At 63.3% G+C, this 20,962-nt stretch carries 24 protein-coding genes and 2 pseudogenes; 16 read left to right on the top strand and 10 right to left on the bottom strand.

Annotated elements, in window-relative coordinates; all coding sequences use genetic code 11:
- Window positions 1-18 precede the first annotated feature (18 nt).
- Both ACOYJQ_RS18040 and ACOYJQ_RS18035 read right to left on the bottom strand, forming a co-directional pair.
- Complete coding sequence (locus tag ACOYJQ_RS18040) at window positions 19-1,941, bottom strand: heavy metal translocating P-type ATPase (protein WP_433460423.1); 1,923 nt, start codon at window positions 1,939-1,941, stop codon at window positions 19-21.
- Between the two features lie 105 nt (window positions 1,942-2,046).
- Entirely contained in the window at window positions 2,047-2,583 is a 537-nt protein-coding gene (locus tag ACOYJQ_RS18035; protein WP_433460422.1) for a DUF6428 family protein, read from the bottom strand.
- 46 nt (window positions 2,584-2,629) lie between these two features.
- Here ACOYJQ_RS18035 and ACOYJQ_RS18030 point away from each other — a divergent pair, with 46 nt between their 5' ends.
- From ACOYJQ_RS18030 to ACOYJQ_RS18000, 7 genes and pseudogenes are all read left to right on the top strand, one after another.
- Window positions 2,630-2,992, top strand: a complete 363-nt coding sequence (locus ACOYJQ_RS18030; protein ID WP_433460421.1) for an ArsR/SmtB family transcription factor — start codon at window positions 2,630-2,632, stop codon at window positions 2,990-2,992.
- On the top strand, window positions 2,985-3,527 hold the full coding sequence (locus ACOYJQ_RS18025; RefSeq protein ID WP_433460420.1) for an arsenate reductase ArsC: 543 nt from the start codon (window positions 2,985-2,987) through the stop codon (window positions 3,525-3,527). Before ACOYJQ_RS18030 ends, ACOYJQ_RS18025 begins: the two co-directional genes overlap by 8 nt.
- 24 nt (window positions 3,528-3,551) lie before the next feature.
- On the top strand, window positions 3,552-3,977 hold the full coding sequence (gene arsC, locus ACOYJQ_RS18020) for an arsenate reductase (glutaredoxin) (RefSeq protein ID WP_433460418.1): 426 nt from the start codon (window positions 3,552-3,554) through the stop codon (window positions 3,975-3,977).
- Between the two features lie 63 nt (window positions 3,978-4,040).
- Complete coding sequence (gene arsB / locus ACOYJQ_RS18015; protein ID WP_433460454.1) at window positions 4,041-5,075, top strand: ACR3 family arsenite efflux transporter; 1,035 nt, start codon at window positions 4,041-4,043, stop codon at window positions 5,073-5,075.
- A 224-nt stretch (window positions 5,076-5,299) separates the two neighbouring features.
- The gene (locus tag ACOYJQ_RS18010; RefSeq protein ID WP_433460417.1) at window positions 5,300-6,076 is read left to right on the top strand and encodes a sulfite exporter TauE/SafE family protein; all 777 of its coding nucleotides are present in this window, start codon (window positions 5,300-5,302) and stop codon (window positions 6,074-6,076) included.
- Between the two features lie 234 nt (window positions 6,077-6,310).
- Window positions 6,311-6,412 (top strand): annotated as a pseudogene (locus tag ACOYJQ_RS18005) (hypothetical protein); the annotation flags it as partial.
- A 37-nt stretch (window positions 6,413-6,449) separates the two neighbouring features.
- Window positions 6,450-8,141, top strand: a complete 1,692-nt coding sequence (locus ACOYJQ_RS18000; RefSeq protein ID WP_433460415.1) for a molybdopterin-dependent oxidoreductase — start codon at window positions 6,450-6,452, stop codon at window positions 8,139-8,141.
- 108 nt (window positions 8,142-8,249) lie between these two features.
- Here ACOYJQ_RS18000 and ACOYJQ_RS17995 read toward each other — a convergent pair whose 3' ends face one another.
- The 4 genes from ACOYJQ_RS17995 to irrA (ACOYJQ_RS17980) all read right to left on the bottom strand — a co-directional run bounded on the left by ACOYJQ_RS17995 (window position 8,250) and on the right by irrA (ACOYJQ_RS17980) (window position 10,609).
- On the bottom strand, window positions 8,250-8,750 hold the full coding sequence (locus ACOYJQ_RS17995; RefSeq protein WP_433460414.1) for a hypothetical protein: 501 nt from the start codon (window positions 8,748-8,750) through the stop codon (window positions 8,250-8,252).
- A gap of 108 nt (window positions 8,751-8,858) precedes the next feature.
- The gene (locus ACOYJQ_RS17990; protein WP_433460413.1) at window positions 8,859-9,398 is read right to left on the bottom strand and encodes a peroxiredoxin; all 540 of its coding nucleotides are present in this window, start codon (window positions 9,396-9,398) and stop codon (window positions 8,859-8,861) included.
- Window positions 9,399-9,516: 118 nt separating this feature from the next.
- Window positions 9,517-10,065 carry an iron response transcriptional regulator IrrA gene (irrA, locus tag ACOYJQ_RS17985; protein ID WP_433460412.1) on the bottom strand — a complete coding sequence of 183 codons (549 nt, stop codon included), beginning with the start codon at window positions 10,063-10,065 and terminating at the stop codon, window positions 9,517-9,519.
- Between the two features lie 82 nt (window positions 10,066-10,147).
- Window positions 10,148-10,609 (bottom strand): iron response transcriptional regulator IrrA, encoded by a 462-nt coding sequence (irrA, locus tag ACOYJQ_RS17980; RefSeq protein WP_433460411.1) that lies wholly within the window; start codon window positions 10,607-10,609, stop codon window positions 10,148-10,150.
- Window positions 10,610-10,769: 160 nt separating this feature from the next.
- On the opposite strand from irrA (ACOYJQ_RS17980), the gene ACOYJQ_RS17975 reads away from it, so the two are divergent.
- The 5 genes from ACOYJQ_RS17975 (at window position 10,770) to ACOYJQ_RS17955 (ending at window position 16,224) form a co-directional block, all read left to right on the top strand.
- The gene (locus tag ACOYJQ_RS17975) at window positions 10,770-11,741 is read left to right on the top strand and encodes a metal ABC transporter solute-binding protein, Zn/Mn family (RefSeq protein ID WP_433460410.1); all 972 of its coding nucleotides are present in this window, start codon (window positions 10,770-10,772) and stop codon (window positions 11,739-11,741) included.
- A 93-nt stretch (window positions 11,742-11,834) separates the two neighbouring features.
- A complete protein-coding gene (locus ACOYJQ_RS17970; RefSeq protein ID WP_433460409.1) occupies window positions 11,835-12,650 on the top strand; it encodes a metal ABC transporter ATP-binding protein in 816 nt (271 codons plus the stop codon).
- A 64-nt stretch (window positions 12,651-12,714) separates the two neighbouring features.
- The gene (locus tag ACOYJQ_RS17965; protein ID WP_433460408.1) at window positions 12,715-13,923 is read left to right on the top strand and encodes a metal ABC transporter permease; all 1,209 of its coding nucleotides are present in this window, start codon (window positions 12,715-12,717) and stop codon (window positions 13,921-13,923) included.
- The gene (locus ACOYJQ_RS17960) at window positions 13,920-14,882 is read left to right on the top strand and encodes a metal ABC transporter permease (protein ID WP_433460407.1); all 963 of its coding nucleotides are present in this window, start codon (window positions 13,920-13,922) and stop codon (window positions 14,880-14,882) included. Before ACOYJQ_RS17965 ends, ACOYJQ_RS17960 begins: the two co-directional genes overlap by 4 nt.
- Window positions 14,883-14,928: 46 nt before the next feature.
- Window positions 14,929-16,224 carry a porin gene (locus ACOYJQ_RS17955; RefSeq protein ID WP_433460405.1) on the top strand — a complete coding sequence of 432 codons (1,296 nt, stop codon included), beginning with the start codon at window positions 14,929-14,931 and terminating at the stop codon, window positions 16,222-16,224.
- A 28-nt stretch (window positions 16,225-16,252) separates the two neighbouring features.
- On the opposite strand, the gene ACOYJQ_RS17950 is transcribed toward ACOYJQ_RS17955, so the two are convergent.
- Window positions 16,253-16,759, bottom strand: coding sequence for a hypothetical protein (locus tag ACOYJQ_RS17950; protein ID WP_433460403.1), 507 nt, complete (start codon window positions 16,757-16,759; stop codon window positions 16,253-16,255).
- 27 nt (window positions 16,760-16,786) lie between these two features.
- Between ACOYJQ_RS17950 and ACOYJQ_RS17945 the strand changes: the two genes are divergently transcribed.
- From ACOYJQ_RS17945 to ACOYJQ_RS17930, 4 genes are all read left to right on the top strand, one after another.
- Entirely contained in the window at window positions 16,787-17,164 is a 378-nt protein-coding gene (locus ACOYJQ_RS17945) for a hypothetical protein (RefSeq protein ID WP_433460402.1), read from the top strand.
- Between the two features lie 150 nt (window positions 17,165-17,314).
- Entirely contained in the window at window positions 17,315-17,710 is a 396-nt protein-coding gene (locus ACOYJQ_RS17940; RefSeq protein ID WP_433460401.1) for a hypothetical protein, read from the top strand.
- A 158-nt stretch (window positions 17,711-17,868) separates the two neighbouring features.
- Window positions 17,869-18,276: a MerR family transcriptional regulator gene (locus ACOYJQ_RS17935; protein ID WP_433460400.1), complete on the top strand. Its 408-nt coding sequence runs from the start codon at window positions 17,869-17,871 to the stop codon at window positions 18,274-18,276.
- Between the two features lie 852 nt (window positions 18,277-19,128).
- Window positions 19,129-19,359 carry a hypothetical protein gene (locus ACOYJQ_RS17930; protein WP_433460399.1) on the top strand — a complete coding sequence of 77 codons (231 nt, stop codon included), beginning with the start codon at window positions 19,129-19,131 and terminating at the stop codon, window positions 19,357-19,359.
- A gap of 245 nt (window positions 19,360-19,604) precedes the next feature.
- Here the strand turns inward: ACOYJQ_RS17930 and ACOYJQ_RS17925 are convergent, their stop codons facing one another.
- The 3 genes and pseudogenes from ACOYJQ_RS17925 to ACOYJQ_RS17915 form a co-directional block, all read right to left on the bottom strand.
- Window positions 19,605-19,799, bottom strand: a complete 195-nt coding sequence (locus ACOYJQ_RS17925) for a hypothetical protein (RefSeq protein WP_433460397.1) — start codon at window positions 19,797-19,799, stop codon at window positions 19,605-19,607.
- 74 nt (window positions 19,800-19,873) lie between these two features.
- A complete protein-coding gene (locus ACOYJQ_RS17920; RefSeq protein WP_433460395.1) occupies window positions 19,874-20,317 on the bottom strand; it encodes a gluconate 2-dehydrogenase subunit 3 family protein in 444 nt (147 codons plus the stop codon).
- Window positions 20,318-20,858: 541 nt separating this feature from the next.
- Window positions 20,859-20,962: pseudogene (locus ACOYJQ_RS17915) on the bottom strand (IS5/IS1182 family transposase); the annotation flags it as partial.

Here is a 20,962-nt window from a genome sequence, read left to right as displayed (position 1 = left end):
ACGGCCGGAGCCGGATCGTCAGCTCCGGTCGCCGCGGATGGGATCGGCGAGGAGCCTGAGCCCGTTGAGCACCACGAGCACGGTGCCGCCCTCGTGCCCCAGCACGGCGAGCGGCAGCGGCAGGGCGAGGAACAGGCTGGATGCGACCAGCACCGCCATCGCGCCGATGGCGAAGACCAGGTTCTGGCGGATGATGCGCCGCGTGCGCCGCGCCAGCCTGCGGGCGGCGGCGAGGCGCTGCATGTCGTCGGACAGCAGCGCCACGTCGGCGGCGGCGAGCGCGACGTCGCTGCCCGCCGCCCCCATGGCGATGCCGATGTCGGCGCGCGCCAGAGCCGCGGCATCGTTGACGCCGTCGCCGACGAAGGCCACCTTGCCCCGCGCGGTCAGCTCGCCGACGAGCCGCACCTTGTCCTGCGGCAGCAGATCGGCATGGACGTCCTGCGGCGCGAAGCCGAGTTCCGCGCCGATCCTGATTCCCACGGGCCGGCGGTCTCCCGTCATCATGGCGATGGCCGTCACGCCCTCGGCCCGCAGCGCCGCAAGCCCCGCCGCCGACGTCGCGCGCGGGCGGTCGGCCACGCTGACGGCGCCCAGAACCCGGCTGCCGCGCCCCAGATAGACCACCGTTTCCGCGCTGTCCGCGAGCGCCGCAAAATCGGGCCGCGTGTCGGGTTCCGAAGCCGGCGCGTCGGCCAGCGCATGGATGCGGGCGGTCATCCGCGCCGCCATGCGGCGGTTGCCCGCCCAGACCACGCCCGCGGCGTCGGTTCCGCGGATGCCCTCGCTCGGGATGGCCTGCACGTCGCGCACCGTGGCGGGGGTGACGCCGCGCGTCTGCGCGTAGCGGCGGATGGCGTCGGCGATCGGGTGTTCGGACTGCGCTTCCAGCCCCGCGAGCAGCGCGAGAAACGCGGTCTCGTCGCCGCCGGCCGCGACCGCCGTCACCTCCGCCTTGCCGGTGGTGAGCGTGCCGGTCTTGTCGAAGGCGAATATGTCGACGTCCGCCAGCGTTTCCAGCACCGCGCCGCCCTTGAACAGCACGCCGCCCCTCGCCGCCGCCGCAAGCGCCGAGAGGATGGCGGCGGGGACCGAGATCACGATGGCACAGGGGCTTGCCGCGACGAGCAGCGTCGCCGCGCGGTAGAGCGCCTCCCGCGCCGGCCAGCCGAGCCCCAGGAAGAGGGCGAAGGCGAGGGCGGACCCCGCCAGCACGGCGACCGTATAGCGCTGGCCGAACCAGGCGCTGAAGCGCTCCGAGGGCGCGCGGGCGGCCTGCGCCTCGGTCACAAGCGCGATCATCCGCGCCACGGTGCTGTCGGCGACGGAGCGCCCGACCGTGACCGCCAGCACGCCGTCGAGGTTCACCGTCGCCTCGAAAACCTTGGCGCCGGGGCGCTTGTGCACCGGCATCGATTCGCCGGTGATGGTGGCCTCGTCGAGCGAGCCCTCGCCGCTGAGGATCGTGCCGTCCGCCGGCACCCGCGCGCCGGGCCGCAGCACCACGACGTCGCCTGGAACGAGTTCCGCGACCGGCACCTCGCTCACCACTCCGTCAGGCAGGCGCTTCAGGGCGGTGTCGGGGCGCAGCGCCATCAGCGCCTCGACCGCACGCCGTGCCCGGCCCATGGCGCGGTGTTCGAGCGTGGTGGAGATGCTGAAGAGGGTGAGCAGCACCGCCCCCTCCAGCGGCGCGCCGACGGCGGCGGCGGCGAGCGCGGCCACTACCATCAGCAGGTCGATGTCGAGGATGCGCTCGCGCCACAGCGCCGCCAGCGCCCGCCAACTCGCCGGCAGCCCGCCCGCGAGATAGACGAGCGCGAGGCCCACGGGTCCCCAGTATCCGGGAGCGGCGAAAGCGTCGAAAGCGGCAAGGCCCATGCCCGCCACGGTGGCGCCGGTCAGCGCCGCCATCGCGCGGTCGGATGAGAGATCGAGCATGCGTTGTCCCGGCTGTACGGCAGGCGTGAATGGCCGGGTCATCAATGGGGACGCTTGCTGACAGCAACCTGAACACCCGCCGCGGAGCCGCGTCAAACCCGCTCATCACCTCGCGCAGCAGGTCCCTGCCGTCGCTTGCGGGCCGCAACACGCCGGCGCTGCCTGCCCGGCCCGGTGTCTCGGCTTGCAGATAGCCGGGCGGGCAGCGAGCCGCAGCACGACAAAGCTGCTTTCCGGATGCAGCGCGTCCACGTCGAAAACCTGCATCGCCGTGCCGGGCGGGCCGACCTCGAAAGTCACCCGGGCGTCGGGATCGAGTGCGATCTGTCGCCCGACCCGGTCGAGAATGCCGCGAAACTTGTCGACGGACAGGTAATCGCGGTCCTCTATCGGGCCGCAGTCCTCGACTTGCAGGATCGTCTCGCGCCACGACTCGGGGTTTGCGCCGCAATCGAGGGTAACGAAGGAGCCGGCCTTGACTTCGGTCACATGATAGCCCGGCCTGATCCTGGGCCCGCCGTAGTCGATGACCAGAGCCTTGCCGGTGTGCGGCTCCAGCGCGGCCAGCAGGGCGCCCAGCGAGGCATCGCCGTGAAAATTCATCTCAAAATTCATCTTTCGGGGGCTGGCGCTGTCGTTCATCTTCATGTATCCATATTTCAATAGATATCGATATATTGAGGCCACGATGAACGAAAAGCAAGCCCTCGAAGCCTTCGCCGCGCTTTCTCAGGAAACGCGGCTGCGCATCGTCCGCCTGCTGGTGACGGCCGGCCCTCAAGGTTTGCCGGCCGGGGCGATCGGGGAGGCGATGGATGGCGCGTCGTCCTCGCGCATGTCGTTCCACTTGGGCCAGCTGGAACATGCCGGGCTGGTCGTGTCCCGCCGCGAGGGGCGTTCGATCATCTACAGCGCCGCCTATCCGGCCCTTGCCGGTCTTATCACGTTCCTCATGCGGGACTGCTGCCAGGGCCATCCCGAAGTGTGCAATCCCGCCATCGCCACATTGTCCTGCTGCTGCGAGCCTGTCGGGGAGCAGGCCGATGCCTGACGCCCACCCGACCGGCCGCATCTACAACGTGCTGTTCATCTGCGCCGGCAATTCCGCCCGCTCGATCATGGCGGAGAGCATTCTCAACAGGGATGGTGCCGGCCGATTCCGCGCTTTCTCGGCGGGCAGCCGGCCGACGGGGACGGTCAATCCCTTCGCCCTCAAGGTGCTGGAGAGCTACGATTACCCCACAGAAGGGCTGCGATCGAAAAGCTGGGACGAATTCGCCGAGCCGGGCGCGCCCGTGCCGGATTTCGTATTCACTGTCTGCGACGCCGCGGCCGGTGAGACCTGTCCGATGTGGCCGGGGCAGCCGATGGCAGCGCATTGGGGCATAGAGGATCCCGCCGCCGCCGAGGGGGTGGACATCGAGAAGGAGGCGGCCTTCGTCACCGCGTTCCGCTATCTGAGAAACCGCGTTTCCATCTTTGCATCCCTACCCATCGAAAGCCTCGACAGGACGGTCCTCGGCGCGAAGCTGCGCGAGATCGGCCAGAGCGAAGGGGGCACGCCGCCCCGGCCCGACCTGATATGAGGTGAGCCCGACATAAGGTGAACCATGGACGTCATCATCTATCACAACCCTGCCTGCGGCACGTCGCGCAACACGCTCGCCATGATCCGCAATGCCGGTATCGAGCCGCATGTCATCGAATATCTGAAAACGCCGCCGACACGGGCGCTGCTCGCGCAACTCATCGGGCGCATGGCCATCCCGGTCCGCGCCCTGCTGCGCCAGAAGGGCACGCCCTATGCGGAGCTTGGCCTTGACGATCCGGCCCTGACCGACGACCAGCTTCTCGACGCCATGCTGGCGCATCCGATCCTGATCAACAGACCCATCGTCGTCAGCCCGAAGGGCGTGCGGCTCTGCCGCCCGTCCGAACAGGTGCTCGACCTGCTGCCGCCGCAGCGGAGGGAGTTCATCAAGGAGGACGGCGAGCGCGTGGTGGACGAACACGGCCGCCGCGTGGCGACGGCATAAGGATGCAGCATGTCTGTCCCGACCCAATCCGCGCCCGCCGAATCTGTCCCCGCCACATTCGCCATGTCCACCTTTGAACGCTATCTCACGCTCTGGGTCGCGCTCTGCATTGTCGCCGGTGTCACGTTGGGCCATTTCCTGCCGGGCATCTTCCATACCATCGGCACGGCGGAGGTCGCCAAGGTCAATCTGCCGGTCGCGGTGCTCATCTGGCTGATGATCGTGCCGATGCTGGTCAAGATCGACTTTACCGCGCTCGGGCAGGTCAAGGAGCACTGGCGCGGCATCGGCGTGACGCTGTTCGTCAATTGGGCGGTGAAGCCGTTTTCGATGGCGTCGCTCGGCTGGCTGTTCATCGGATACCTGTTCCGGCCCTACCTGCCGGTTGACCAGATCGACAGCTATATCGCCGGCCTCATCATCCTTGCGGCCGCGCCCTGCACGGCAATGGTGTTCGTCTGGTCGAACCTGACCAGGGGCGAGCCGCATTTCACGTTGAGCCAGGTGGCGCTCAACGACGCCATCATGGTGTTTGCGTTCGCGCCGGTTGTCGGCCTGCTGCTTGGCCTCTCGGCCATCACCGTGCCGTGGGATACGCTGGTCCTCTCGGTGGCGCTCTATATCGTTGTCCCCGTGATCGCCGCGCAGTTCGTGCGCCGCCGCCTGCTCGCCACGGGCGGAGAACCGACCCTGAAACGTTTCCTCGACCGGCTCCAGCCGCTTTCGCTGGCGGCGCTGCTCGCCACGCTCGTTTTGCTGTTCGGTTTTCAGGGCGGACAGATACTGGCCCAGCCGCTCGTTATCGCGTTGCTCGCCGTTCCGATCCTGATCCAGGTCTATTTCAACGCCGGGCTGGCCTATTTGCTGAACCGTGTCACCGGCGAGAAGCATTGCGTGGCGGGGCCGTCAGCCCTGATCGGCGCTTCGAACTTCTTCGAGCTTGCGGTTGCCGCCGCCATCAGCCTGTTCGGCTTCCAGTCCGGCGCGGCGCTCGCCACCGTCGTCGGGGTGCTGATCGAAGTGCCAGTGATGCTCTCCGTCGTGTGGATCGTGAACCGCTCCAAAGGCTGGTACGAGCGCGGCGGCCTGTTGATGTAAAAGTAATTATAAGCAGCCTATGGAGTGTCCATGGGAAAGTGGATCTTTCTCATTCCGGCTGACATAGGCGCTCAAGTAGCGGCCTGCAACTTCAGTGGGGTCCACGTCGCGATCCCGGCGTCGCCGGTTCCGACAAGCAGCGCTCCATCTGCCGATGGGTCCAGGATCCACCGTTCTGCAAAACACCGTATTATTATTGGTCGTGAGAAAGAGAGGGTACACCCGTGACGCTTCTTCTGGCGGCCGTGTTGGCGTTCCTGATTGCGATGATGACTGCTCCCGTCGGAGTTTCCGGCGCAGTATTCCTCATGCCTGTACAGTTAAGCGTGCTGCATACGCCAAGCCCCTCCGTGACACCTACGAACCTGCTGTACAATCTCGTTGCTATTCCTGGCGGGCTGCTGCGTTACAACGGCCGTATGCGGATTCGCCGGTCGCTGACCTGGCTGCTGGTTGCAGGCACGATTCCCGGCACTGTCGTTGGCGCGATCATCCGTGTCTGGTGGCTGTCCGGGCCAGAGGAATTTCTTCTGGTGGTCGCCTCGGTGCTGATTCCGCTCGGCATCTGGTTGCTGTTCGGCAAACATACGCCTTCCCGTGAGGGGCACGATGTTCACGGTCGCCAGCGGCTTTTGATTATCGGCCTGGCCCTCGTAGTCGGCGTCATCGGCGGCATCTACGGTATCGGCGGCGGTTCTCTTCTGGCTCCGATCCTGGTAGGCATGGGCTTCGCCGTCTCCAGTGTCGCCCCTGCGGCATTGACGTCCACCCTGGTGACCTCAGTGGCCGGGCTCATCACATACATTGTGCTGAGTCTCGGCTACCATGGGAATATTGCTCCCGATTGGCCGCTCGGCATTGCACTCGGCATCGGTGGTTTCGCGGGTACTTATGCGGGTGCGGCCTTGCAGCCCTGGCTGCCTGAAATGTTGCTCCGTCGAACCCTTGGCGGCATTGGTATCGTCATCGGCGTCCATTACGTCGTGCAGGTCGTGATATGATCCCGTCAGTTGTACTTTGAGAGGCCGAGCTTCGTGCGGCGCGGCGAGCTGATTACAGACGCTCGGTCGCTGCGACCTTTTGCTTCTTGTGGGCATGGCAGCGGCGCCAGAAACGATCTAAAATGCGGTACGAGGGTCGTTCTCCGGTACGCGGTGTTCTATCCGACACCTCCGGCAAGTCCTCTCGGCGGCGGTTGGGGCAGTTCTTGATGATCCTGGAAGTAGAGGTAATCGGTGAATAGCGCACATTACACCGCTTCGCATTGGGGAATCTACGAAGTGCAACGCGATGCAGGCGGGCAGCCGCTCATCGTGCCCTGGGCGCAGGATCCAGATCCCTCTCCGATTGGATTGCACATGCTGGCGGCCAATAATGCGCCGCAACGCATTCTTCGCCCCGCTGTCCGGGCAGGCTGGGCTGAAGGGCGGATGGGAGAGCCGCGAAGGACGCGGCACGGAACCCTTCGTCGAGGTGTCATGGGACGAGGCATTCGAGTTGCTTGCGGTGGAACTGCGACGGGTGATCGACACCCATGGCAACGACGCAATCTTCGGGGGATCCTGCGGCTGGGCAAGTGCCGGTCGTTTTCATCATTCCGTTGGCCATCTCCATCGTTTCCTGAACGTGCTGGGCGGTTATGTGCGCAGCGTCGATTCCTACAGTTTCGGCGCGGGCAGCGTGATCCTGCCCCACATCATTGCACCGATCGACGTGGTGCTCGCGAACAGCGATTCATGGGACACGCTCGTCCAGAATACCCGCCTCATCGTCAGCTTTGGAGGCATGCCTGCCAAGACGACACAGAACGAGTCCGGCGGTGCGGGTCGCCATCGCCATCGCGACGCCATGGCGGGACTTGTCGAGCGCGGCGTCCGGATCGTTAATGTCGGCCCGAACCGTGAGGACACCGAACCCGGTGCCCATGCCGAGTGGCTGCCCATCCGGCCGAACACCGACACTGCCCTGATGCTGGCGCTCGCTCATGGCGTGGTCGAGGACGGCCGCCATGACAAGGATTTCCTTGCGACCCATTGCATCGGTTGGGAACGTCTCGATGCCTACCTGTTCGGGCATGTCGACGGCATCGTCAAGGATGCCGCTTGGGCGGCGGGGATTACCGGCGCACCGCGAGAGACGATCGAGGAGCTTGCAAGCGCACTGGGGCGCGAGCGGACACTGGTGACAGCGATGTGGTCGCTTCAGCGGGCTCATCACGGCGAGCAGCCGTTCTGGGCCGTGGTGGCGCTGGCGGCCGTGCTCGGGCAGATCGGCCTGCCGGGTGGCGGCTTCTCCCTGGGTTATGGCGCGACGAATTCGATCGGACATCGCAGCGCCCGATTTTCGGGGCCGACCCTGCCGCAGGGTCGCAACGCCGTGGATGCTTTCATCCCGGTCGCCCGTATCGCCGACATGCTGGAGCATCCGGGTGAGCTCTTCGACTACAACGGTCGCTCGCACCGTTTCCCGGATATCCGGCTGATCTATTGGGCCGGCGGTAACCCGTTCCATCATCACCAGGACCTTTATCGTCTGACGAAGCTGTGGCGCAAGCCTGATACGGTCGTCGCGCATGAGCAGTTCTGGAACGCCCACGCGAAGATGGCAGATATCGTATTACCGGCGACGACGACGCTGGAGCGCGACGATATCGGCTTCTCAGCGCGCGAGGCGCATATTGTCGCCATGCGCCGCCTCCTTCCACCGGCCGGCGAGGCTCTCGACGATTTCGAGATCTTTCGCGGGCTGGCCGAACGTCTCGGCGTTGCCGGATCGTACACAGAAGGTCGTGACGCGAAAGGCTGGTTGCGCGTGCTCTATGACGACGCCAGGCCGCGCGCGATAGCCGCAGGCGTCGAGCTGCCGGAATTCGAGGCCTTCTGGGCCAGTGGGATCATCGACTTCGAGGGGACGCCCGCGCCCGAGACCTTCCTGCGGAGTTTCCGTGAAGACCCTGCTGCCAACCCGTTGAAGACACCTTCCGGCAAGATCGAAATCTGGTCGGAGACGATCGATGGCTTCGGCTATTCCGATTGGGGCCGATGTCCGGCAGGCCGTCCCGGCTGACGGTTGCCTGGATCGGCAGCTGCTTGGCGAGAAAGGCTTTCATCGTGTCGTCGAGTGTGTTCACGTCAGGGATCCTGATATCTGGGGGCGTCATGTCTAACGGGCCGCTTACGAGAGCCCGATTGCGCAGTGGGAACAGCCGGCATCGGCAATCTCGGCATGCCGCGCGACGTGGTAGACGTTGAAGGCCGTCCGGTGCGCGCGGGATACGAGGTCGTTTACGAGGTCGGCCGTTTCGCCGGTTTCCGATCCTCCATTTTCATGGAGATGCCGGACGAGAGCCGCGAGGGCCTGTTTCAGGTGCTGGACACAGCTAACCCGCTGCGCCAGCGGCACGGCCGGTGATCCTGCGGCTTCCATCAGCCTGTCGTAGGCGCGCCGGAAATAGATTCCGGCGGCGTCCTGACTTCCCTGTCTCTCTTCGAGTTCCGCAAGATTGTGGCACGAAACGTTATAGATGACCGGACCGGGCGGGAGCCCCCGTCCGGTCATCGCCGCGTCGAACAGCTTCTCCGCTTCGGATAGCGCCTGGCCGTAAACCTTGCGTGCCGAGGCAATGTCGTTTCGCACATAGGCGCGGTTGGCCTCTGCGGTCAGCTTCTTCCACAACTCGTCGCCCCTGCCGACAATGGCTAGGCACGGCAGATGAGATGTGAGAGCTGTCCGGGCGGCGCGGGAAAAAGGTGCATGAGTCATGGTCCTGCTCTCCTTGTCCGGTCAGGCGGCTTGCAGGACGTCGTTACCCTTCTGCCAGTTGCAGGGGCAAAGCGCGCCGGTTTGCAGTGCGTCGAGCACCCGCAGCACCTCCTCCGGATTGCGGCCGACGTCGAGGTCATTGACCGATACGAAGCGGATGACGCCTTGAGGATCGGCGATGAAGGTCGCGCGTAGCGCCACGCCTTCATCCGGGTGCAGGATGCCGAGCGCCGTGCTCAGCTCGCGCTTGATGTCGGAGAGCATGGGAATGGCCAGATCCCGGAGGTCGGGGTGCTGCTGCCGCCAGGCGAGGTGGACGTATTCGCTATCCGTCGACACGCCGTAGACGACAGCGTTGCGATTGGCGAACTCGCCCTTCAGCTTGCCGAAGGCGGCGATCTCGGTCGGGCAGACGAAGGTAAAATCCTTCGGCCAGAAGAAGATCACTTTCCATTTGTCTACGTCTGTTGCGTCCGTAATGCGGGTGAACGCACTGGACGGGTCTGTCGCGACGACAGCCTGCAAGTCGAAGGCGGGGAGCCTGGCACCGATGGTCAGCATGGACTGTGTTCCTTTCGCGATGTCGGTTTCTGTCCGGATCATTCAGGCCGGTTTCATTCGCCCGATCCGGACGGGCGGCCGGCAAATCTGGTGCGCTGTCCGTGTCACCTGCAGATGATCACTCCGGTTCGCCGCGACGGCAGGCGCCGCACTGTCTGCAACCTGGAGCAGCCGGGCCGGAGCAGGCATGTCCGGCGTTCGCGTTCCGGCGCTTCAACCGGATGACGACGTCGACCTTGGCGATCTCGTAGCCTGCGGGCGGTTCGGGCAGTCGTCCGATGCGGACCTGCCCCGGGGGAACGTCAAGGATCCGGCGCTCCGCCTCGATGTAGAAATGATGATGATTGCCGGTGTCGGTGTCGAAATAGGTCCGCTCGCCGTCGACGGAAATTTGCCGCAGCAGGCCGGCTTCGGTAAACTGGTGCAGCGCGTTGTAGACTGTCGCCAGCGAGAGCGTCACGCCGGAACCCAACGCTTCCTGATGCAGGCCATCGGCCGTGACATGACGGTGGTGCTCCCGGAACAGGAGACCGCCGAGGGCAACCCGCTGGCGCGTGGGCCGCAGCCCGGCGTTGCGCAGGACGTCGAGGACATGCGCGCGTGTGAGGGGAAACCTGTCCCGCTCGGCGCGGAGGCGTTGCCGGGTTTCGTCGGGAACGAGGAGCATCGGGATATCCGTCGGTTGTGTCGGAGAGCGGGTGGGAGCAGCGGCGTCAGGGTTGTGGGCGTCTATGTCATGGGCGTCAGGGTCATGCGGCTTGCCGGTCTTCCTTGCGGCGGATCCGCAGGAGTACGTCGACACTGACCAGTTCGTAGCCTTCGGGCGGTGGGGGCAGGTCCTGAACCGTGATGCAGTTGGCCGGGACGTCCATCAGCCTGTCTTCATCGACCGCATAGAAATGGTGGTGATGGCCGGTCTGCGTGTCGTACCAGGTGGTTGAGCCATAAACGGGGACGCGCCGCAGCAGTCCCATGTCGCTGAAATCCCTCAGACCGCGATAAATCGAGCTGATCGATCCCGGCGCGCCCGCACGGACCATTTCATCGTGGAGTGTCTCGACGCTGACATGGCGGTCGCCGCGATCGAACAGGAGCGTCGTCAGGGCAAGGCGCTGCTGCGTTGCCCGCAGGCCGGTGACAGCGAGAAGGTCACGTGCGGGTCGGCGTGAAAGGCTGGCATCCTGCGGATTTTCGGTCCGTTCGGCAGTCATTCTTGTCCTCCGTGTCGAATCCTTATTGCAATTCGCTCGCAGTTGCAGAATAAATGAGCCCGCACGCACGTCAATCAATTTATGCAAATGAGTCGCAATTGCATTTGATAATGCAATCCGATCAATGGCGAGACGCTTTCGCCAACAAGGAGATCCGAGCATGTTCGATAAGATGAGGCGGTCCGTTCTGGCCGGCATGGCGGGAGCAGTGCTGGCTGTCGCGATGACGATGACGCCGGCTGCCGCGCAGGAGAAGAAACTGACCGTCGTCGCGACGACCGGCATGATCGCCGATGCGGTCAGGCAGGTCGGCGGTGACCGCGTTGACGTCAAGGCGTTGATGGGGCCGGGCGTCGATCCGCATGTCTATCGCCAGACGCGATCAGACATCGCGGCCATGGCCAACGCCGATGCCGTGTTCTGGCACGGCCTCTATCTGGAAGCCCAGCTCGAGGAATTCTTCCACGATCTCGCGAAGCGCAAGAACGTCGTCGCGCTGGCTGAAAGCCTGCCGAAGGATCAGCTTCTTCCCAACGAGGACTACGAGAACCGCTATGACCCGCATGTGTGGATGAATCCGCGCCTGTGGAAGGGCGTCGTCGCGGCGGCCCGCGACGAACTGATCAAGCTCGATCCCGACGGCAAGGCCGCTTTCGAGGCGAATGCCGACCGGCACCTGGCCGAAATCGATGCGCTCGCTGATTATTCTGACAAGGCATTCGCCACGGTGCCCGAGGCATCGCGTGTGCTGGTCACCGCCCATGACGCCTTCAACTACTTCGGCAAGGCCTATGGCTACGAGGTGATGGGTATCCAGGGCATCTCGACGGAAAGCGAGGCGGGGCTGAAGCAGATCGAGGATCTGGTCAACGTGCTGGTCGACAGGAAGATCGGCGCGATCTTCGTCGAATCCTCGGTTTCTGATCGCAACATCAAGGCACTGATCGAGGGCGCTGGCGCCAAGGGGCACAAGGTCGTCATCGGCGGCGAGCTGTTCTCCGACGCCATGGGCGCACCCGGCACCTACGAGGGCACCTACATCGGCATGATCGACCATAACGCGACCGTCATCACCCGCGCGCTTGACGGTGAGGCTCCCGAGAAGGGACTGAACAGCAAGCTCGGTTCCTGACCTCCGACCCGACCTCCCGACAACGACCGGCGGCCGGGACAGGGCACCCCCGGCCGCCAGCATTCCTCATGCCTGTTTCATAAAGGATCAGAGATGGCAATCGAACAAGCCCCGCAGCTCGTGGCGCGAGATGGCGTCACGCTGGCGCGCGATTATCCCGACAGTCCGTTGGCGATTGCCGGTCTCACGGTTTCCTATGGCGAGAAGCCGGTGTTGTTCTCAGTGGATTTCGTCACGCCTAAGGAGGCCATGCTGGCGATCGTCGGGCCTAACGGGGCCGGAAAGTCGACCTTGATCAAGGCGGCGCTTGGCATCGTGCCCCGCGTCACCGGCGAGGTCACGGTGTTCGGCAAGCCCTATGAAGAGGCGCGCCACCGCATCGCCTATGTCCCGCAGCGCGCCAGCGTCGATTGGGATTTTCCGGCGACGGTGCTCGATGTCGTCATCATGGGCCTCTACCGCGACATCGGCTTCCTGCGTTTCGCGGGCCGGAAGCACCGCGAAAAGGCGATGGACTGCCTGAAGCGTGTCGGCATGGAGAGCTTTGCCCGCCGCCAGATCGGCCAGTTGTCCGGCGGCCAGCAACAGCGCGTCTTTCTCGCCCGCGCGCTCGCCCAGGAAGCCGACCTCTATATCATGGATGAGCCCTTCGCGGGCGTCGACGCGGCGACCGAGCGCGCCATCGTCTCCGTGCTCAAGGCGCTGAATGCCGCCGGCAAGACCATCATTTGCGTCCATCACGACCTGGCGACGGTGCGCGACTACTTCAGCCATGTCCTGCTGGTGAACGTGCGCAAGATCGCCGATGGCCCGGTGGCCACGACCTTCACGGTTGAGAATCTGCAGTCCACCTACGGCGGGCGTCTCGCGACCGCGCAGGTCGACCAGCTCGCCGCCACCGGTTCGTGACCGGGCAGGACATCGCTCACGGGACCAGTTCGGGTTCACGGGAACACTCGTCGGGATCAAACGCATGGACGCTTTCCTCACCGCCCTTCTCCTTCAGGCGGGTTACAACACGGCGCTCGTTTCGGTCGGCGCTGCCATTCTCGGCGCGAGCGCCGGGGCGATCGGCACTTTCGTGCTGCTGCGCAAGCGCTCGCTGGTGAGTGACGCGATCAGCCACGCGACGTTGCCGGGCCTCGCGCTCGCCTTCATCGTCATGGCCCTGGTGACAGGCGACGGCCGCTGGATCGCCGGGCTGATGATCGGCGCGGCCGCGAGCGCCGGCCTCGGGTTGATCATCGTCGAATGGATCACGCGCCGGACGCGCCTGACGGAAGATGCCGCGATCGGCACCGTGCTGTCGGTCTTTTTCGGCTTCGGCATCGTCCTGCTCACTGTCATCCAGTCGCTGGAGACGGGACGGCAGGCAGGCATTTCCGGCTATCTCGTCGGTTCGACCGCCGGCATGCTGCGCTCGGAAGCCGAGACCATTGCGGTGGCGGCATTGCTGACAGGCGCCGCGATCTTCATGCTGCGCCGTCCGTTCACGCTGGTCTGTTTCGATCAGGAATACGCAGCCGTGCGCGGCATCAACGTGCGTGCGACCGACCTCGCCATGATGGGGCTGTTGCTCGCGGTCACCGTCATCGGCCTCAAGGTGGCCGGCCTCGTGCTGATCGTGGCGCTTACGATCATCCCGCCCGTCGCGGCCCGCTTCTGGACCGATCGTCCCGAGCCGATGACGCTGATCGCCGCTGTCATCGGGGCGGTGTCGGCCTACCTCGGAGCCGCGATCTCCTCGATCGACAGGGGGCTGCCGACCGGCGCGCTGATCGTGCTGATGGCCTTCAGTCTTTTCGTGATCTCGCTGCTGTTCTCGCCGCGTCGCGGGCTGTTTGCCGGCAGCCTGCGAAAGTTCGCGTTCCAGCGCGATGTCCACGAGCGGCAGGGTCTGCTCGCACTGGCGCGCGGCGAGGCGATCTATGATTCCCTGACGCTGAACATCCTGCTGAAGAAGGGGCTGATCCGCCGTGACGGCGTCGCCACCCTGAAGGGCAAGGCGGCTGCGGCCGAAGCAGTGAGGGACGAGGCGCGCTGGGCGCTCTACCGCCGTCTCTACCCGGAAGAGGCGGCGGGTACGACGCATCAGGGCATCACCGCCATCAGGGAGGTGCTGCCGCCCGATCTGGTTGCCGAACTCGACCAGCGTCTTTCATTGCAGCAGGTGCAATCATGAGCAACGACTTCGTCCAGTTGTCCCTCACACCCCTCGTGATCGGCGTGCTCGCCAGCATCGCCTGCGCCTTGCCCGGCAATTTCCTTGTCCTGCGCCGCCAGAGCCTGATCGGGGACGCGGTGTCGCATGTCGCATTGCCCGGCATTGTCGGCGCATTCCTTCTCACCGGCACGCTGGCGGCCGGCCCCATGCTCGTGGGTGCGGCGGTTGCGGCGATCGTCGCAGTGCTGCTGATCGAGCTGATCCGCAAGGTCGGCCATGTCGAGCCGGGTGCGGCGATGGGGGTGGTGTTCACGACGCTGTTCGCCGCCGGCGTGCTGCTGCTCGAGCAGACCGACACCAGCAAGGTGCATCTCGATGTGGAACATGCGCTCTACGGCAATCTGGAAAGCCTGATCTGGCTCGCGGGGGAGGACTGGGGATCGCTCCTCGACTGGCAGGCGCTGGCCGAGATTCCCTCCCAGCTTCCGCGGCTGGCCATCGTGCTTCTCGCGGTCGCCGCTTTCATCACCGTGTTCTGGAAGGAGCTGGTGATCGGCACCTTCGACGCCGCCTTCGCGCAGAGCATCGGCGCGAGGCCGACTGCGGTGAGTTTCGGACTGATCGTGATGGTCGCGGTGGCTGCCGTCGCCGCCTTTGACGCCGTTGGTTCGATCATCGTCATCGCCATGTTCATCTGCCCGCCGTCCGCGGCACGGCTGATGACCGATCGCATGGGTCCGCAGATCGCCTGGAGCGTGGCGTTCGCGACCGTCGCAGCGGTGGTCGGCTATATCCTCGCCGGCTACGGCCCGCTCTGGTTCGGCGGACATTCCAGCGTCAGCGCCGCCGGCATGATCGCAACCATATCCGGCCTGATCCTCGGTATCGCCTGTCTCGTTGGCCCGAAACGCCATGGCGTCAAGGTCGCTGCCGCCAACACCGGAAAACCCTCCATTCACGAGCAGGAACCGGCCTGACCGAGCCGCGCACATCCATCTATCGCTGATATCAAGAGGACAGGATATGAAACGTTCAAGGTTATATCTCGCGGCAGGTGCAGTGTTTTTCGTTACGGGAATCCCGGCATGGTCCGCCGATCTGCCGGTTTCGAAGAGTGCACCGGTCGACTATGTGCGTGTCTGTTCGACGCATGGCGAAGGCTTCTTCTACGTGCCGGGCACGGACACCTGCATCAGGATCGGCGGGCGCGTGCGCGCGGATTTCGGCTATTCCCAGCCCAGGGGGGCGACGATTATCGAGACCGATGCGAACGGTGACATTGTCAGCGCATCGCGCGATGGGCGCCAGCGTGACGCTACCGGCTTCAAGGCGCAGGCCCGTCTTGAGGTTGATGTCCGCACCGCGACGGACTTCGGCCTGCTGCGGACTTTCATCCGCTACGAGATCGAAAAGAATTCCGGCATCTTCAGCGAGGACGAAGACGGCGCCCTTGTTGAAAGCGCCTATATTCAGTGGGCGGGTCTGACGGCTGGTCACGCCACGTCTTTCTTCGATTTCTACGCCAACGACCTCAACTTCGGGGAAGGGTTGGTGGGCTCCTTCGGCTCCGACACCACGATCAACCTGCTGGCCTACACGGCCACGTTCGGCGACGGCTTTTCCGCGACGCTTTCGCTGGAAGACCGCAATACCCGTCAGGTGAATGAGACTTGGTATGACGCTGCCGGTCAGCGGCTTCCGGATGTCGTCGTCAACCTGCGCGTGGAGCAGGACTGGGGCTCGGCGCAGCTGTCCGGCGCACTGCACCAGCTCAATTCGGCCTCGCTCCATGGACCCTTCGCGCAACGGGTGGATACGACCTATGGCTTTGCGGTGCAGGGCGGCGTGACGATCAACCTGCCGGCCTTCGCCGAGGGCGACGTGCTGTGGCTCCAGGGCGCCTATGCCGATGGCGCGCTGAACTATTTGGGTGTCGGTGACGTGGAGGCCGGGGATTTCCTGTCGATCGCGACGGACGGCGCCATTGTCAACGGCGATGTCAAGACGACGCGCGGCTGGAACGCCACCGCCGCTTTCCTCCACTACTGGACGCCGTCGGTGCGGCAGAGCGTATTTGGCAGCTATACGGGTGTGACGTATGACAATGCAGTCAAGGCTGGCTATGCGGAACTGCGCAATTTCGATGTATGGGCAGTTGGATCGAATCTGATCTGGTCGCCGGTGAGCGCCTTCGATATCGGCATCGAGGTGCTCTACTCCAAGGCTGAACGCAAGAGCTTCGCCGGTGAGGTCATCGAAAGCCGGCGGCGATCGGAGGATCAGGTGCAGGCGAGATTGCGGCTCCAGCGCGAGTTTTGAACACGGCGGCAGGCTTCTCTATTTGCTGTCATCGACGGTGCGCCGGCGTGATCCACGCTGATCGCGGCACTTCCACGGAAGCCGCCGATGCGGACGAGTGAGGCTCAGTCGCGGCCGGTAAGCGTCCGTTCATCCTCCAGCGTCTTCTGCGCGCCCGGAGGCGTATAACCATCCCTGGCAGGTGCATGGATCGCGATCCGCACTGCACGAGAAGCTCCATCGTCTCGCGGACCCGCCATTCGTTGATGGCCTGCGACACGTTCCGGCCGAGCTTGCGGTTGATCGCGCCGGAAACCTGCCGGGCGGGAATCCCAAGGCGGCGCGAGAGCCGGTCCAGCGTCAGATCCCGATCGCGATAAAGTTTACGTTCGGCCATGAGCCGGTCGACCTCGGCGAGGACATGGTCGTCGTATGCGCCGGGCGCATCCGGCCTGGTCTCGGTGTCGACGGCGGCAATCCGGGGCGCGGCTTCTGCTTGGGGCGCACTGCTGACCATCACCACGGTGGCCCAGGCGAGCAGCGGCAGCACCATCATGTTCCCCGCGCTGACGATGCGGCTGGCATGGCTCCCGTCGCCGAGACCGGAATCCAGCGCGATGGCCAGATCCTGAAGCCTTGCCGGGATGTCGCGTTTGCTGCAGAGAACGCGCCAGACCTCGCCCGTATCCGACCGTTCAACATAGAATACCGGGTCCGGAATTCGGAGGAACGGCGGGAAGCTGCCAGAAGACTGGGGCTGGGACGCAAGAACGTCGAATCCGCACCGCAAGCGGAAGCTGCAGCCGAAGTCCCTTCTCCTGTCGCGGAGGTGGAATCCGAACCGGCACCTGCGCGCAAGCGAACCACGCGCGCCAAGGTGCCTGCCCCATCCGACCCCCGCTCGAGGCGGACGCGCAAAGAGGCGCGGCCCGCCGAACAGGCGGTGGAATCGGTCGAGTGATCGCGCCGGGTTAAGGTATGAGCAGATCTGCCAGACGCTCTCTCCTTTCCTCCGGCACTCGACCATCAGATCGCAGTCCCGATTTCGACGTCCGGCGCCGCCCCGCTAAACGTCCGGGCAGTCGGTGCTGCCGACCCCGGATAAATCAATGTGGGCCGGCAGGGCAGGGGAACCGGCACCGGATCAGTTGTCGGTGCGTTACACGATCTCGCCGACGTGATCCGGGAAGGCAAAAATATCCGAGCAGGCTTCCATGCCCTGGACGATGTCGCACGAACTGTCGGCCGGCAGGAGTTCCCCAAGGGATACACAATCGCCGTGCAGAAAACGCCGGATCTTTCCGCCGACGCCAATTTCAAGATGACCGCACCAGAACAGGGCGTCTCGACCCCGGCCCCCGATCCCACCGGCCCGCACCCCGAGAAACAGACCGACGCGAATCCTGATCCCCCGCTACCGATCGAGGACAAAGAGGAACGCGAACGGAAACGCCGCCGTCGGCGTGCGATCATCGCCGCGGCGGCACGGAACGGCCGCGGGCTCTGATCTGTACAGTGTTCGCCTGGAAACCGGGACAAAGCGCACCCCGACGTGGACATCCGGACCGCCGGTAACGTCTTTCCCAGTTCAATGCGGATCCCTTGTTGACTTGCTACGACGGCAGACATAAGGCTGCATTTATATGCCAGGTTCGTTCTTAAGGGATGGATGACGGGTTGTTCTCTTCTCTCATGCAGATCGGCGAGATTGTGAAGCGTGCCGGCGTCAGCCATCGCACCATTCATCACTACGAGAAGCTCGGATTACTGAGGCCTGGTGACCGTGAGGGGGCCGGCTATCGCTACTACGATGAGGACGTCCTCAAGCGGCTGGAGAAGATCGCCGCACTGAAGTATCTTGGCCTCAGCCTCGAGGAGATCGCTGCCGTTATCGACGTCTACTTCGAGGACCTGGTCGATATCAGGGACAAGGAACAGGTGCTGGCAATTCTCAAGGCACAACGCGCGAAGGCGGATGCGCAACTTGCCGGACTGACCGCATTCCGCAACGATCTCGAATCCAGTATCGCGCGCCTGGAGCAACTGATTGCCGCGGCGAGACGGTCGGAATGAGGCGGCAAGAGAAGGTTCGGACTACACCTTCAATCTACGGGACCTGCCGGGCGCGTCACCGTCGCCTCTGATCTCCCTGCTGGTCGGCCAGGGCAGGGCGCCGCCTGCTTCCCCACAGCTCTTCATGTGCATGGTGACCGGCAATCTGCCGGAAATCGGCGTCTTTCGTCATGGACGGCAACGGGGGCGCTGTTCAGTTCGCTGTTCAGTTTGCAATGGCGCCGGACTTCTTTATTCAGAGATTGCATTTCACAGCCGGAGCAATCCAGAACAAGCATAGGACATAAAAAATTACAAATACCACGAATGAAAAACAAATATGCAAAAATAATACATGAGTTATGTAAATAACAATAACAATCCCCATCAAGAAAAACAGAAAACAGAAACAAGAAACAAGAAACACCTGACGTCATAGCGCCCCGGCGCGTTCCCGCACAAATCAGACATTAACGTCAGAGTTGGATTCGTTTGTGATGCGCGCCGCATCTCCAGCGACATTTTCATTCTGTGTATTGGCATACGAATCAGTACCTGACGTCAATGTCTGATTCGTGTAAGGATGCAAAGATGGTCTCTCCATCGTCCGGATCGCAGTTGTCAGTATCCATAATTTATAAATTCTGGGAAAAATGACGTTGACGAAAGCATGAAAAATGTATCTCCGATCAAAAATCAGAGAAAATTCACTCGAATACGAATCAAGGTCAAGGTGATTCGTTATCAAAAGCAATACAAAAACATCCCGTAGCCAAAAAATTTGTTCCGGCAATCGTCGTTTCAGCTACAATGAAGACGGATGCGTGACACGGATACGCACCTGACCTCTACTCACACACTGGAGATGCTGAAGTGACTATCGGACATTCACCGCGGCCAGACGGCGGCGCACAGCGGGGCGAGATTTTTTATGGCGCTGCGGAAATCGCCTTGGCCCTCTATGGAAGTGCAGAAAAACATGTGCTTCGGCGCATTTATAACCAGGCAAAAGCAAAAAACATCCCCGCATTCAAAATTGGAGGGAGGTGGTGTGCGCCCAAGCAGGATCTGGAGGATTTTATAAGAAACAAAATGAAAGAATAATTTTCAACGAACGCCTCTTTTCGTGAGCCATGCAGTAAAATACATCAAAACAAAGGTACTTCATGTGTAACATGCACAGCAGAGTGTTTCATAACTATCTCTGAAGCAGAATAGTCCGGCTCCACAAAAGAAGAAAAAACAACGGAAGCGCCATCGCATCGATGATGGTTCTCCAGTCATGTCAAAAAGAAACAGAAAGTGATCAACCAATGTCGTCAGTAACGAAACGAACATGGCAAACGAGATCAGGGCAAGCGAGAACTGCCTGGATCGTATCCTATATCGACAGGGACGGGATAAGGCAGCGGCGGCAATTCCAGAAGAAGGGCGATGCCGACATATTCAGGATCGAGATCGACAACAGGCTGAATGCCGGAAATCTGCGGCTGAAATCCGCAAAAATGCGGATAAGCGGGCTGGCGGAGCTTTATCTCGGCCATTGCCGGCAACGCGTTCAGGACAAAGCCTACATGACCATGCACAACTATCGCGTGTATGAAGGGCATGTGAAGAATTACATTTGTCCCGATCCGGCCCGGCTCCAGGCGTCGAGCGCGGCGAGCCCCTGGCGGTAGCGTTCGCGCGGCACGAGCGGGGACTGGTCGCCCTGCTGGAAGGGGCCCCGCATGTAGAGCCGTTCGAACGACCCGAAGGACCCGGCGAGCTGCCGGTCTATGAACTCGACGCAGCCCGCATCCTTGCCCGACATGCTGAGGTCGTCGGCCGGGATCAGCCGCTCGGCGATCGCGCCCACGGTGCGCGCCTCATCCGGCGTGAAGAAGTACCAGCGGCCGCCGGGCAGCGTTTCCGGCGGTGCGTAGTCGAATGTCTTGAAGGGCTGGGCGCCGCCGACCACCCTGGCGAGCGCATCGCCGCTCGCGGCGATGAGCGCGGCGACGGCGGTCGATGTGAGGAAGCCTCGGCGCGTGAAATCGGATGAAGTGGATGAAGATCGCATCGCATCTTCCTTTCACTGATCGCACGCTGTTTTCAGCGGGCGCGTCGGTGCGATCCTAGTCACGGCTTCGAATTAATACAATTCAAGAAATGTCCCTGTCTGCATCCGAGGCCGGGCCGCTTCCGGCAGTCGGGGGAAGGGGCCGGGTTCCGCAAGCCGGGACACTTGCGGCAACGCCTTTGCGCCTGCGCTAGCTGGCCGATCCGAACATCCGCCACAATCCGGCAATCGCAGCCATGGCGGCCACGGCGTTTCCGTAGGCGAAGACGGTGGCGGACAGCCCGACCCACGGGATGATCAGGCCGGCGAGGATCACGGGAAGCCCAAAGGCGATGTAGCTGAACGTGAAAATGGAAGCGAAAAGTTCGCCTCGCTCATCCGCAGGGGTGTGGGGACAATCATACGCAAGGTCCCGTAAAAGAAGGTGCCGAATCCCGCGCCTGTAAGCGCGAAGGCAACCAGATAGAACGATGGGGACTTGAGCCCAATTCCGACAAGCGTCAACGCAGTGCCTAAAGCTAGGGTCAGGACTCATTGATGAGAGCCAGAAGATGACGGTAGCGGCGAGGGCTACGGCGGAGAAGAAGGCCTTTGGGCAACGATCATAGCGTGTCGCGACGCGCCTCCAGTCTTTGAGGCGGCCGA

Source organism: Pseudochelatococcus sp. (genome assembly GCF_050946405.1).
GTDB lineage: Bacteria > Pseudomonadota > Alphaproteobacteria > Rhizobiales > Beijerinckiaceae > Pseudochelatococcus.
The sequence above is the reverse complement of the archived record's forward strand: the minus strand, read 5'-3'. Positions and strand labels throughout refer to the sequence as shown.

What these genes read in the sequence shown, in the direction of transcription:
- ACOYJQ_RS18000 (WP_433460415.1), top strand. Translation starts at nt 6,450, where the DNA reads ATGCGCCGCAACGCATTCTTCGCCCCGCTGTCCGGGCAGGCTGGGCTG.
- ACOYJQ_RS17925 (WP_433460397.1), bottom strand. Translation starts at nt 19,799, where the DNA reads ATGGCCGAGATAAAGCTCCGCCAGCCCGCTTATCCGCATTTTTGCGGA.
- ACOYJQ_RS17970 (WP_433460409.1), top strand. Translation starts at nt 11,835, where the DNA reads ATGGCAATCGAACAAGCCCCGCAGCTCGTGGCGCGAGATGGCGTCACG.
- irrA (WP_433460412.1), bottom strand. Translation starts at nt 10,065, where the DNA reads ATGCTCCTCGTTCCCGACGAAACCCGGCAACGCCTCCGCGCCGAGCGG.
- ACOYJQ_RS17945 (WP_433460402.1), top strand. Translation starts at nt 16,787, where the DNA reads ATGGCTCCCGTCGCCGAGACCGGAATCCAGCGCGATGGCCAGATCCTG.
- ACOYJQ_RS17950 (WP_433460403.1), bottom strand. Translation starts at nt 16,759, where the DNA reads ATGATGGTGCTGCCGCTGCTCGCCTGGGCCACCGTGGTGATGGTCAGC.
- ACOYJQ_RS18035 (WP_433460422.1), bottom strand. Translation starts at nt 2,583, where the DNA reads ATGAACGACAGCGCCAGCCCCCGAAAGATGAATTTTGAGATGAATTTT.
- irrA (WP_433460411.1), bottom strand. Translation starts at nt 10,609, where the DNA reads ATGACTGCCGAACGGACCGAAAATCCGCAGGATGCCAGCCTTTCACGC.
- ACOYJQ_RS17965 (WP_433460408.1), top strand. Translation starts at nt 12,715, where the DNA reads ATGGACGCTTTCCTCACCGCCCTTCTCCTTCAGGCGGGTTACAACACG.
- ACOYJQ_RS17960 (WP_433460407.1), top strand. Translation starts at nt 13,920, where the DNA reads ATGAGCAACGACTTCGTCCAGTTGTCCCTCACACCCCTCGTGATCGGC.
- ACOYJQ_RS17990 (WP_433460413.1), bottom strand. Translation starts at nt 9,398, where the DNA reads ATGCTGACCATCGGTGCCAGGCTCCCCGCCTTCGACTTGCAGGCTGTC.
- arsC (WP_433460418.1), top strand. Translation starts at nt 3,552, where the DNA reads ATGGACGTCATCATCTATCACAACCCTGCCTGCGGCACGTCGCGCAAC.
- ACOYJQ_RS17920 (WP_433460395.1), bottom strand. Translation starts at nt 20,317, where the DNA reads ATGCGATCTTCATCCACTTCATCCGATTTCACGCGCCGAGGCTTCCTC.
- ACOYJQ_RS17975 (WP_433460410.1), top strand. Translation starts at nt 10,770, where the DNA reads ATGTTCGATAAGATGAGGCGGTCCGTTCTGGCCGGCATGGCGGGAGCA.
- arsB (WP_433460454.1), top strand. Translation starts at nt 4,041, where the DNA reads ATGTCCACCTTTGAACGCTATCTCACGCTCTGGGTCGCGCTCTGCATT.
- ACOYJQ_RS17935 (WP_433460400.1), top strand. Translation starts at nt 17,869, where the DNA reads ATGGATGACGGGTTGTTCTCTTCTCTCATGCAGATCGGCGAGATTGTG.
- ACOYJQ_RS18040 (WP_433460423.1), bottom strand. Translation starts at nt 1,941, where the DNA reads ATGCTCGATCTCTCATCCGACCGCGCGATGGCGGCGCTGACCGGCGCC.
- ACOYJQ_RS18030 (WP_433460421.1), top strand. Translation starts at nt 2,630, where the DNA reads ATGAACGAAAAGCAAGCCCTCGAAGCCTTCGCCGCGCTTTCTCAGGAA.
- ACOYJQ_RS17955 (WP_433460405.1), top strand. Translation starts at nt 14,929, where the DNA reads ATGAAACGTTCAAGGTTATATCTCGCGGCAGGTGCAGTGTTTTTCGTT.
- ACOYJQ_RS18025 (WP_433460420.1), top strand. Translation starts at nt 2,985, where the DNA reads ATGCCTGACGCCCACCCGACCGGCCGCATCTACAACGTGCTGTTCATC.